The sequence below is a fragment of the Ruegeria sp. C12 genome (assembly GCF_056537745.1).
The window spans coordinates 121,012-133,240 of record NZ_JBQFSA010000001.1 but is presented as its reverse complement, the minus strand read 5'-3'; the positions used below and the strand labels follow the sequence as shown (position 1 = coordinate 133,240).

The following is a 12,229-nucleotide window of genomic DNA, read 5'->3' as shown; positions in this document are numbered from 1 at the left end:
GTTCAGTCTTTGGTCGCATCTTCAGGCTGGCTTGGCTCATAAGCGGCAAGAAACGCCTTAAGCCGCGTGTTGTGGGTTTTGACCGCAACTGCGGCTGTTTGCGAAAACTGTGCCCAAGGCCATTGAGTGCCGTCAACAAGCGAGGACAAACGGTCGAACAAGGGGTTATCGGCACCTTCCGGCCCCGCCTTATGCAACGCCACGCGGTAATCACCTGGGGCATCCGCTTCGTTATAAAAGCGCAGCGAGGCAAGGTTCAGGTCGGCATCCATAAGAACCGCCGCCCCTCCGATCAGGGGTTGCGGGTCGGGGCTGTCGACCACCCAGCCGCCGCTGTTGACGGCGGTGAAACGGGGGGCAGTGAAATCTTCGATCTCCATCACTTTCTCAAATGGCTTGTGCGTGTGGCCGAAAACCACGGAAATGTCGGCGGGCACCGGCTTGTCGCCATAGGCGGCCCTGATCTGACCCTGAACCGGAACCTGCAAAAACCGACGCAGACCTGCACCACCATCGCTGAGCAGATGCTGCGCCGAGCCTCGCTCGAACGCTTTTCCGACCAGATCGCCCACCAGTTCTCCGGCCCCCTCGCCCAGCGATTTGCCCAGTGACCCGGCCTTGGCCTCCAGAAAACGCCGGACCGCCGCGCCTGCCAGCGCCCCCAGTTCCTTGGGGCTGTTGCCGAGGTTATAGATGATCTCTTCATCCGGCCCGATCCGGCCTGAACGACCGATCAGGGACCAGACAAAATCGATCCAGGCAAAGTTCTGCGCCTCCCATTCCTCCATCGTGACAGGGGGCTTGGTGTCGGGGAACAGAGTATCGGCAAAGGTGCTGGCCAGCAGATAGACATCTTCGATGAAGTGACCGTGGGTATAGATCACCAGCTTTTGGCCCGAGGCAAAGGCCAGGTTGGGATAGACCGTTTCGACCGTAAGATCGGACAGCCACGGCAAGCGTCGGCCAATCGATTGCAACAGGCAATCAGGCAGCGGATCGGGGTCCATCAGCGGCGTGGTATGCGGCACGGTTGGCGCGCTGTCCTGCCAGTCGGACCCTGCCAGATGATCGGCAAACCGGCGCTCCCGGCAGGTTTGCCACAGATGGTGATCATGGTTGCCCGGCAGATAGATCATCTTGGTCGAGAACAACCGGCTATCGGGATCCTCGGGCATGGCCAGTTCCAGAAACTGCTGAAACGCCATGGCCGAAACGGTCTTGGTGCTGAAGGCCAGATCCAGAATATCGCCATTCAGGATCAGGGTCGGAAGGGGCGCATCCCCGTTCGCGTTGATCAGATGACGCAGGCAGCCCACCAGTTGCACCAGCAGATCGCTTGGATGGTTCGGGTCCACTTTACCATCGGCCCAAGTCAGCCGCGTCAGGATGCTGTTATCGGCCCCGAAATGCATGTCGGACAGGCTGATGTACCGGATATCGCTCATGATTGTGCTTTCTCCTGCGGCCCGTTTTTCGAGGCGATCGCCGGGGATATGACCCGGGTCAGAGGCGCCAACTCTTACTTGACGCAGGGGAACTCATGCGGTCAAGCTGAAAGAGTTAACGCGTTAAACCTTATTTTGGGGCGTTTCAGGGGGCAGAGATGGTTCATTCCGACGAAGACCTCTCGAACCGGCACAATGTCGTCGGCGAACGCCGGCAGCTTGTTGTGGTCTTCGTCGATCTGGCCGGATCGACCGATCTGAGCGGCCGGATCGACACCGAGGATTACGCCGCGCTGATCCTTGCCTATCAGGAAACCGGACGGCGCATTTTCACAGACTATGGCGGACGGGTCGCCAAATATCTGGGCGATGGCCTGCTGCTGTATTTCGGCTATCCGCAGGCGCGGGAAAACGACGCTGAGCGCGCTGTGCGGGCCGCGTTGGACCTGTTGAACGCGATGAAACAACCCCTGCCCGGTACGGACCCGGACGCACCACGCCTGCAGGCCCGCATCGGGGTGCATACCGGCGAGGTGGTGGTGGGTGAAAGCGAACAGGGCGGGCGCGATGTTTTGTTTGGTGAAACAGTGAACATTGCCGCCCGGATCGAGGCGCAGGCCCGTCCCGGAACAGTATTGGTCAGCGATCCGGTGATGTCGCTGTTCAAACAGAAATTCGTATCGCAACCTCTGGGACCGGTTGACCTGAAAGGCGTTGCCCGCCCATTGCCTCTGCACCGCGTATTGCGCCCTGCCGCTGCCAATGCCAGGTCGGGAAACGTCACAGGCTCGACCCTGCTGCTGGGGCGCGAGGCGGTGCTGGGCCAATTGCGCGATCTTTGGCAAAAGGCAACCGAACACGGGCCGGTCGCCGCAACGGTGAAAGGCGATCCGGGGATTGGCAAAACCAGCCTGCTGCGTGCCTTCCGGGCCCAATTGGCCGAAACGCCCCATATCTGGCTTGGGGTACAGTGTGACGCGTTGTCGTCAGGCGCGCCGCTTGCACCCTTCATCGGGCTGATCCAACAAAGTCTAGGTATCACTCCGGGCATGGAGGACGACGAGGCGCTCAACCGTCTCAGACAGGGTGTGACGCAACAAGACAATGCACCGGACGAGACCGTGCCGCTGATTGCCCGGTTGCTTGGTATCCATACCTCCGACACGGCCGCGTTGGAAAATTCCAGCCCGGAAACCCTGCGCCACCGGACACTTCTGACCCTCGGGCACTGGCTTGCACGACTTGCCGTTGATCGCCCTGTCGTGCTGGTCTGCGAAGACCTTCACTGGTGTGACGCCACCAGCCTGGAACTGCTTGAGATGTTGCTCGACTGGCCGCAGCCGCTGCCGGTTTTCTGCCTTGTAGCGCAGCGTGATGATGGCAGTCTGGGGCTGCCGGCAAAACGGTCCGAAGTGATCGCGCTTGCAGCGTTGGATCACGACCAGGCGACGCAGTTGGCGCAACGGGCCGCTGCCCCCGCGGACCTGTCGGGTGCGGTACTGGAAGACATCCTGACGCGCGGCGCAGGCAACCCCCTTTATATCGAAGAACTGGCCCGCTTTGCCGGGGAAAACCAGACCGGACACCGCCAAAGCCGCGCGGTTCCGCCAACCCTGAACAGCCTGATCATGGAACGCCTGGACGCCCTGTCGCCCGAGTCGAAAAAGACCGCTCAGGTCGCCGCCGTTCTCGGCGAGGATCTGGATATGTCGATCCTGTCCCAGGTCGCCCAGCGCGATGAGGTCGAGATATCCGGAACGGTCGGAGATTTGCTGGAGGCCGATATTCTGCGTCCGCGTTCGGGCACCAACGATGGCTACATGTTCCGCCACGCGCTGACGCAGGACGCGGTCTATGCCACGCTTCTGCGGGCCGAGCGGACCGATCTGCATGCCCGCGCCGCTGCGTGCCTTCAGGACGGGACGGCGGAGCAGCCCGACAAGATCGCCCATCACCTGCATGCTGCCCGGCATTTTACCGATGCCGCCATCTGGTACCGCGACGCCGGGCTGCGCGCGGTCAAGCAAGCTGCGGTCGAGGATGGAACGGTGCTGTATCGCCGTGCTTTGGCAGCGCTGGAGCAGACCGAAGAAACCCGCCAGCGGGATGAGATCGAGTTGTCCATCCAGATCCCGCTGGAGAATGCGATTATGGGCGTACGGGGCTTTGCCTCACCCGAAATCAAACCGGTGCTGGATCGCGCGTTGGAACTGGCCGAACGTCTTGGTGACGCGGATGAGACCTCATCGGCGCTGAACGGGCTGGCCGCGCATTTTCTGGACAAGGGCGACTGCGCTAAGGGCATAGAATATGCCGACCGCATTCTGGCTATGCCCGGCGCAGCCGCGAACCGGATCGGCATGTTGCGCGCCCATACCACGCTTGCCTTTCTGCGGTTTCAACTGGGCGAAGGTGAAATTGCCGTTGAACATGCAGAAGAGGCGATCCGTCTCTACCGCCCCGAGGATTACGCCGAAGTTACCTATGGCATTGGCACCGATCAGGGCGTTCTGGCCTATGGGGTCGGCGCAGTGGCCCATTGGTGGTGCGGCGCGCCCGATACGGCGCTGAAACGTGCCGAGGCGGGGTTGGCGCTGGCCGAGGGGTTGAACTCGGCGCTCAGCCTGGCCGCCGCACGGGCCTTTCTGATCATCACCCTGCATTGTCGCCGGGACAGTGATCGCGCCTATGCGCTGGCCACCGAGACCTATGAGACATGCACCCAGCTCGGCATCCCGCTTTGGGGCGGGCTAAGCCAGTTGTTCCGGGCCGGGCAACCCATCGACCCGCCGGGCAAGCGGTGTCAGGAGGTAGATGCCGGTCTGGCCCTGCTGGCAAAAACCGGCAGCCAGACAGGTTCGGGTATGGGGTTTGCGATCATGGCTGACACACGGCTGGCCAATGATGATCCGGATACAGCGCTGGCGATTGTTGACACCGGGCTGCAAATGTCGGGGATGTTGAACCAGCCGGTCTGGAACCCGGACCTGATGCGGTTGAAAGCACAGGTGCTGGCTGTTCTGGACCGACAAGACGAGGCCGAGGCGCTGCTGCGCACCGCAATTGACGAAGCCGGGGCTGCCGGATCGGTTTCGCTGGCCCTGCGCTGCGCGCGGGTGCTGTCTGATATGCTAACCGGCACCGCGCGCGAAGCCGAAGGCGCGCAGTTGGTTGCCGATTGGGCCGGTCGGCTGGAGCCCGGCGCAGCCGCTTCAGACCCGGCCTGACGACACTGAATTTCAACCAGAGGACCATTTCATGACAGACCATATCGTTTTCTGCTCGGGCCCGATGTTCAGCGTCGGTGATCTTTGGGAGCAATATAACATCGCCGCCGTGCTCGAGGCCGGAGGGTTCGGCACCTATCTCGCCCCGCGCGACGGCGTCGAGATCGCCAAGATGATGGATATGTTGCAGGACCCTCAGGTCTGGTCGCAAAAGGGCCAGGAGATGCTGTATATCATCCTCAAGGTCGGCTATGCGCAGGATATCTACCAATTGCTCGGGCGCTGCTCGAGCCTTGTGTTCAACATGGATGGCCGGGTGCCCGATGGCGGCAGTATTGTCGAGGTGACGACCGCCTACGCCGCTGGAATGCCCCTTGTGATCTACAAGACGACACCGGTGACGCTGTTTGGTGGGGTCGATAACCCGATGATTCAGGGGCTTTCGACCAATTGGGACTATGTGCATGACACCGCATCCATCGTGCCCGCCCTGCTCAAACGGATCGAAGCTCAGTCGCAGAACGGCTATGTCTACACCCCGCCCCCGAATGTCAGCCTTGTGATGGAGGTTGGGGCGATGACCGCAGACCCCAGTTCCGACCTTCACAAACGGCTCGACGCCATTTCGAATGCGCCCAACGAGAAGGCCGCGATGGAAGCGGGTGAGGAACTGATCGAATGGGCGAAAAGCAACAAGGCTTATCAGGCGGCGTTTGGCGGGTCGGCACCCACGTAAGCCCTGTTGGATTGGTGGGGTTGAAACGAATTCAGTGACACTCGCCTTGATTTCGAGACCTCGTTCCTGGATTTCATCCAACACACGCTGATAGCGCCAAGCTGCATCACAGGCCGTTCTTCACTCGGGCATTCTGAATGGTCAGTGCCGTGGTCTTGCAAACCGCGCCCATTTGTATACCATTGGATACAATTGATCCCATGACTTCGGACCTGAAATTTGTCCGTCCAAGCCACATCACCAAGCCGCCCCGTAAGGCGGGCCATCACCTTCGGCCTTGCCGTGCTGGGAACGGTCGTATTCTGGATGCTGGGCCTGCCCCTGCCATTTCTATTCGGCCCCATGACCGCCTGCCTGATTGCGGCACTGGCGCATACGCCGATGGAAGGGTTCGGGCAGATCTCGGTCGCGGCGCGCACTATCCTGGGCGTGGCGGTGGGGGCTTCGATCACGCCGGACCTGTTTGGCCAACTGCCGCAAATGGCAGCGTCAATTGCTCTGATCCCGCCCTTCATCCTGTTGATCGCTTTGGTCGGGGTGCCGTTCTTTCGCAAAGTCTGGGGCTTTGACGACAAAACGGCTTTCTACGCAGCCATGCCCGGCGGGTTGCAAGACATGATCATCTTCGGCACCGAGGCCGGTGCCAATCCGCGCGCCCTGTCCCTGATCCATGGCACGCGCGTGCTGATCATCGTGACGCTCGCCCCGATGTTCCTGACCCTGTTCTACGACGCTGACCTGACCAACCCCATTGGCGAACCCGCCCGCGACCTGCCCTTGCACGAACTGGCGCTGATGGTCGTCGCCGCCATTGTCGGCTGGAAAGGCGGTGAGCGGATCGGCCTGTTCGGAGCGTCCATTCTGGGCCCAATGATCCTGACTGCGGCCTTGTCACTGGGCGATTTCATCCACACCCGCCCACCGCGCGAGGCGATCCTTGTCGCGCAATTCTTTATCGGCTGCACCATCGGCGTGAAATTTATCGGTGTCACATGGGTCGAGCTGCGCAAAGTTGTGGCGGCGGGCTGCGCCTATGTTGTTGTGCTGGCCATACTTGCGGCAGCCTTCACGGCCCTTGTGACCACGTTGGGGTTCGGGCAACCGATCGAGGCCTTCCTCGCCTTTGCCCCCGGCGGGCAGGCTGAAATGACGGTCTTGGCCATCGTCTCGGGCGCGGATCTCGGGTTTGTCATTACCCACCATCTGACACGGATCGTTCTGGTGATCATCGGCGCGCCCATCGCGGCCAGTCTTCTGGTGCGCTGGTCCGGCTCTCGGGATTAGAAGGGTTTCGCAGTTTGATTTGGGTTCAATTCCTGCCGGGTTGCAATCCGACGCTGCGTGCTTTGCTGGCACCAGTAGACACAGCTTTGGCCTTATGAGACTGTGCTGCCGATGGTGTCCGACGCTCTGAGTCGGCTGAAAAGGGAATGCGGTGCGGGCAAACGCCCAAAGCCGCAACTGCCCCCGCAACTGTAAGCGGCGAGCGACCCCCGACAGACCACTGGATGACCCCGCTTGGGTTGTCCGGGAAGGACGGGGACAGCGAAGAACCGCAAGTCAGGAGACCTGCCATCTCCGGCGCATATGTGCCGCAGTCACCTTAACTCGGGCGGGGTGCCCGTGGACGGAGCGACAAGAGATGGACCGCACTGGCCAGACACCACTGTTGATGACCCACACAAGCCGCCCAAAAGCGCGGAGGGCGTCGTTATGCTTGACCTGACCATTTCCCAACTGGATACCGGCCACGTGCCACCGCAGCGCGCGCAAGAGCTGGGGCAGATGGGCTATATGCAATGGCTGGGCGGCCTGCCCGGTTCGGCAAACTACCACGCGCAGGCGCGGATTGCTTTGGCCAAGGCCAAACCGTTTGCCGAGACTTCTCCCGCCATCGCTGTGTTCTGCGACCTGCTGGCCCGATCCATGCAGATGCCCCTGGAACCATTGTTCCTGGCCCTGCCCGCAAAACAGCGCCGAGGGGGCCATCGCGCGCGCCGCGCCGCCTTGTGACCTCATGCGGGCAATTCAGCCTGTGCCACCGCCCGCATTTTGGACGATTTTGGCCGGGCAATGCTTTGACTGCTTATTGGTGATTTCGTTGGATATGCGCGACGAACAAGACACATTATGACGCAAACTCATAATTTAGTCGAATAACAATCATTTCACCTCATAATGCCAACGCGCTATACCTTCGGCCCACACAGCCGATTGGATACCGCGAATGCTTGACTTTACCTTGCCCGACACACCCGCGCTCGCGACGCTGCGCGCATTGGCTGCCCAGCGCATCCTGATCCTTGACGGGGCCATGGGCACAATGATCCAGGCGCTGAACATGACCGAAGAGGATTTTACCGCCAACGGTCACATCCATGGCCCCGGTTGTCGGCATCATTATCACCCGGACCTTCCGCAACAGGGCAACAACGACCTGTTGGTGCTGACCCAGCCGCAGGCAGTTGAGGACATTCAATACGAGTTCGCAATGGCCGGGGCGGATATCCTTGAAACCAACACTTTTTCCTCAACCACCATCGCGCAAGCCGATTACGGGCTGGAGGCTGCGGTGCATGATCTGAACGTCGCAGGCGCGCAGGTGGCGCGGCGCGCGGCGGACCGGGCCACGGCTGAGGACGGCAAACCCCGGTTTGTGGCCGGGGCTGTGGGTCCGACGAACCGGACGGCCTCGATCAGCCCGGATGTGAACGATCCCGGATACCGTGCCGTCAGTTTCGATGATCTGCGCACAGCCTATGGCCAGCAGATCGAAGGGCTGATCGAGGGCGGTTCCGACCTGATCCTGATCGAGACGATCTTTGACACGCTGAACGCCAAGGCGGCGATTTTTGCGGCGTTCGAGAGTTTCGCCAAGGCCGGACGTCGCCTGCCGTTGATGATCTCGGGCACGATCACCGATGCCTCGGGCCGGACGCTTTCTGGCCAGACACCCACCGCCTTCTGGCACTCGGTCGCCCATGCGCGCCCTTTCACCGTCGGGCTGAACTGCGCCCTTGGCGCTGCATCCATGCGCCCGCATATGGCCGAGATTTCGGGCGTGGCGACCGCCCTGACCTGCGCCTACCCCAACGCAGGCCTGCCGAATGAGTTCGGCCAGTATGACGAAACACCGGACCAGACCGCCGCTCAGGTCGAAGAGTTTGCCCGCGATGGCATCGTCAACGTGGTCGGCGGTTGCTGCGGCACCACGCCCGACCATATCCGCGCGATTGCCGAAGCGGTTGCGCCCTTTGCCCCCAGAAAGGTACCGGCATGACCCCTCACCTGCGCCTCTCGGGGCTGGAACCCTTTGTCCTGACGCCCGACATCCCCTTTGTGAATGTGGGTGAGCGGACCAACGTCACCGGCTCGGCCCGGTTTCGCAAGCTGATCGTGAACCGCGACTATGCCGCCGCGCTGGACGTTGCGCGGGATCAAGTGGAAAACGGCGCTCAGATCATCGACATCAACATGGATGAAGGGCTGATCGACAGCAAACAGGCGATGGTCGAATACCTGAACCTTGTCGCGTCCGAGCCCGATATCGCCCGCGTGCCAATCATGATCGACAGCTCGAAATGGGAGGTGATCGAGGCCGGGCTGCAGTGCGTGCAGGGCAAGCCGGTGGTGAACTCGATCAGCCTGAAAGAGGGAGAAGAGGCGTTTCGCCATCACGCGGGTCTGTGTCTGGCCTATGGTGCCGCCGTGGTGGTCATGGCCTTTGACGAGGCCGGTCAGGCCGATACGTTCGAACGCAAGACCGAGATTTGCGCCCGCGCTTATCGCATTCTGGTCGAGGATATGGGGTTCCCACCCGAAGACATCATCTTTGACCCCAACATCTTTGCCGTCGCCACCGGGATCGAAGACCACGACAATTACGGCGTGGATTTCATCGAGGCGACCCGCTGGATAAGGCAGAACCTGCCCCATGCACATGTGTCGGGCGGCGTGTCGAACCTGTCTTTCAGCTTTCGCGGCAACGAGCCGGTGCGCGAGGCGATGCATGCGGTGTTCCTGTATCATGCCATTCAGGCCGGGATGGATATGGGCATCGTCAACGCGGGCCAGTTGGCCGTTTATGACCAGATCGACCCAGACCTGCGCGAAGCGTGCGAGGATGTGGTCCTGAATCGCCAGCCGAAATCCGGCGGCACCGCGACCGAGAACCTGCTGGACATCGCCGAACATTTCCGTGGCGACAAGCGCGAGGAGAAAACCCGCGACCTGGCCTGGCGCGACTGGCCGGTCGAGAAACGGCTGGAGCATGCGCTGGTCAACGGCATCACCGAGTTCATCGAAGAAGACACCGAGGCCGCGCGCGCCGATGCGGAACGGCCTTTGCATGTCATCGAGGGCCCTCTGATGGCCGGGATGAACGTGGTCGGCGATCTGTTCGGCGCGGGCAAGATGTTCCTGCCGCAAGTGGTGAAATCGGCCCGCGTGATGAAGCAGGCCGTGGCCGTGTTGCTGCCCTATATGGAGGAAGAAAAGCGCCGGAATGGCGGTGAGGGCCGGCAATCTGCGGGCAAGGTGCTGATGGCGACCGTGAAGGGGGACGTGCACGATATCGGCAAGAATATCGTCGGCGTGGTTCTGGCCTGCAACAATTATGAGATCGTGGATCTGGGCGTCATGGTCCCGCCGCAGAAGATCCTGCAAGTCGCGCGCGAGGAAAATGTGGACATTATCGGCCTGTCCGGGCTGATCACGCCGTCGCTGGACGAGATGGTGCATCTGGCCTCGGAGATGGAGCGCGAAGCGTTCGATATTCCGCTGCTGATCGGCGGCGCAACCACGTCGCGGGTGCACACAGCGGTCAAGATCGCGCCGCGTTACACGCATGGGCAGGCGGTCTATGTCACCGATGCCAGCCGCGCTGTCGGGGTTGTCGGCGCATTGCTGAGCCCGACGCAGAAGCCCGATTATGTCGCCGGGATTCAGGCCGAATATGCGGATGTGGCCGACAAGCACGAGCGCGGCGAACGCGCCAAGAACCGCCTGCTTTTGGCCAAGGCGCGGGCGAATGCGCTGAAGCTGGATTGGGATGATTACGAGCCCATTGCTCCGTCCTTCACCGGCGCGCGCGTGCTGCCCGATTGGGATCTGGCCGAAATTGCGCGCTATATCGACTGGACGCCCTTCTTCCAGACCTGGGAAATGCGCGGTGTCTATCCCGGAATTCTTGAAGATGAAAAACAGGGCGCGGCGGCGCGGGCGCTTTTTGCCGATGCGCAGGCAATGCTGGAACAGATTATCGCAGAGCGCTGGTTCACACCCCGAGGGGTTGTTGGATTCTGGCCTGCCAACGCGGTCGGCGATGACATCCGGCTGTATACCGGCCCGGATCGCGCTGAAACTCTGGCCACCCTGCACACGCTGCGCCAGCAGACCGTGAAACGCGGTGATCGCCCGAATGTCGCGTTGTCGGATTTTGTCGCCCCGGAAGGCCATAGTGCGGACCATGTCGGTGGCTTTGTCGTCACGGCAGGACCGGAGGACTCCGACATCGCCGAGCGGCTGGACAAGGCTAACGACAATTACGGCGCGATCCTCGTCAAGGCTCTGGCCGACCGGATCGCCGAAGCCATGGCCGAGATGCTGCATGAAAGGGTCCGTCGTGAATTTTGGGGTTACGCAAAGGGTGAAGACTTCGACCCACAGGCCCTGATCAGCGTACCTTATGCCGGTATCCGCCCCGCGCCGGGCTATCCGGCCCAACCCGATCACACCGAAAAGCGCACGCTGTTCAGCCTGCTGGACGCCGAGGCCGCGACCGGAGTGACGCTGACCGAAAGCATGGCGATGTGGCCCGGCTCATCTGTCTCCGGGCTCTATATCGGGCACCCGGACAGCTATTATTTTGGCGTTGGCAAAGTGGAACGCGATCAGGTCGAGGACTACGCCCAGAGAAAACGAATGACCGTGGAAGAGGCCGAACGCTGGCTGGCCCCGGTGCTCAACTACGTCCCGGCCAAGGCATCGCGCAAGGCAGCCGCGTAAGGTAATATGTTGTCAGTCAATCGCCGGGCTACGAGGTCAGCAAACCCGACAGTTTGCGCGCACCGTCCTGTAGCAAGGCAAGAAATTTCTTCAAACTGTTCAGATCATGGCGCTGCGTCGGCGCATGAACGGACAGAGTGGCGGCCAGCCTGTTGTTCTTGTCTATGACCGGGACCGCGATGGCCGTCATACCGGGCATGAACTCCTCATCATCTGTCGAAAACCCGTTCTGTGCGACGCGGGTTATCTCGGCCCGCAGGGCCTGGGGCTTCGTTATCGTGCGATCGGTATTCGGGCTGAGGTTACCTGCGGAAAGAAACCCATCCAAAGTGCTCGGGCGCAGGGTCGACAAATACATCTTGCCACTGGCGGTGCAGTGAAACGGGACTTGTGTTCCGATCGGCAACTGAATTCTCAGCGGCCATTTCGTCTCGACCCGGTCCAGATAGATCATCCCCTCGCGATCCGGGATCGCCAGATTGCAGGTTTCACCGATTTCATCCGCGACGCCGCGAATAATGGCCAAACGGGCCGTGCGAAGATGTTCGGACGACACTGTATTCAGCGACAGCTGGCGCAAACGCGGACCGGGACCATAAGACCGACCATCCAGATCACGCTGAAGAAACCCCCCGGCCTCGGCTGTTTGCAGCAGGCGATGTATCGTGGGTTTTGCCAGACCCAATGCGTCGATCAGGTCCGAGGGTTTGACGGCGACCCCGCGCCGTGCCACCTCTTCCAGGATCAGCAGCAGGCGCAGGTTCGTGGGAATCTGGGTGTCTTTGTCTTTTGTGTCCGCTTCGGTCATCCCGCAA

General features: G+C 61.3%; 8 protein-coding genes and 1 riboswitch. Of the genes, 6 read left to right on the top strand and 2 right to left on the bottom strand.

Annotated features, from left to right (window positions below; translation table 11 throughout):
* Window positions 1–2: 2 nt before the first annotated feature.
* Complete coding sequence (locus ACR0C9_RS00570; RefSeq protein WP_480780151.1) at window positions 3–1,445, bottom strand: metallophosphoesterase family protein; 1,443 nt, start codon at window positions 1,443–1,445, stop codon at window positions 3–5.
* 158 nt (window positions 1,446–1,603) lie between these two features.
* Here ACR0C9_RS00570 and ACR0C9_RS00565 point away from each other — a divergent pair, with 158 nt between their 5' ends.
* From ACR0C9_RS00565 to metH, 6 genes are all read left to right on the top strand, one after another.
* Complete coding sequence (locus ACR0C9_RS00565) at window positions 1,604–4,672, top strand: ATP-binding protein (RefSeq protein WP_480780150.1); 3,069 nt, start codon at window positions 1,604–1,606, stop codon at window positions 4,670–4,672.
* 31 nt (window positions 4,673–4,703) lie between these two features.
* On the top strand, window positions 4,704–5,408 hold the full coding sequence (locus ACR0C9_RS00560) for a hypothetical protein (RefSeq protein WP_480780149.1): 705 nt from the start codon (window positions 4,704–4,706) through the stop codon (window positions 5,406–5,408).
* Between the two features lie 219 nt (window positions 5,409–5,627).
* The gene (locus ACR0C9_RS00555) at window positions 5,628–6,692 is read left to right on the top strand and encodes an AbrB family transcriptional regulator (protein WP_480780148.1); all 1,065 of its coding nucleotides are present in this window, start codon (window positions 5,628–5,630) and stop codon (window positions 6,690–6,692) included.
* Window positions 6,693–6,787: 95 nt separating this feature from the next.
* Window positions 6,788–6,999: riboswitch (cobalamin riboswitch) on the top strand.
* A 122-nt stretch (window positions 7,000–7,121) separates the two neighbouring features.
* Complete coding sequence (locus ACR0C9_RS00550; protein ID WP_170452778.1) at window positions 7,122–7,421, top strand: hypothetical protein; 300 nt, start codon at window positions 7,122–7,124, stop codon at window positions 7,419–7,421.
* Window positions 7,422–7,635: 214 nt separating this feature from the next.
* A complete protein-coding gene (locus ACR0C9_RS00545; protein ID WP_480780147.1) occupies window positions 7,636–8,688 on the top strand; it encodes a homocysteine S-methyltransferase family protein in 1,053 nt (350 codons plus the stop codon).
* Window positions 8,685–11,414: a methionine synthase gene (metH, locus tag ACR0C9_RS00540; protein WP_480780146.1), complete on the top strand. Its 2,730-nt coding sequence runs from the start codon at window positions 8,685–8,687 to the stop codon at window positions 11,412–11,414. Before ACR0C9_RS00545 ends, metH begins: the two co-directional genes overlap by 4 nt.
* 28 nt (window positions 11,415–11,442) lie before the next feature.
* On the opposite strand, the gene ACR0C9_RS00535 is transcribed toward metH, so the two are convergent.
* Complete coding sequence (locus ACR0C9_RS00535; RefSeq protein WP_480780145.1) at window positions 11,443–12,222, bottom strand: IclR family transcriptional regulator; 780 nt, start codon at window positions 12,220–12,222, stop codon at window positions 11,443–11,445.
* Window positions 12,223–12,229: the final 7 nt, after the last annotated feature.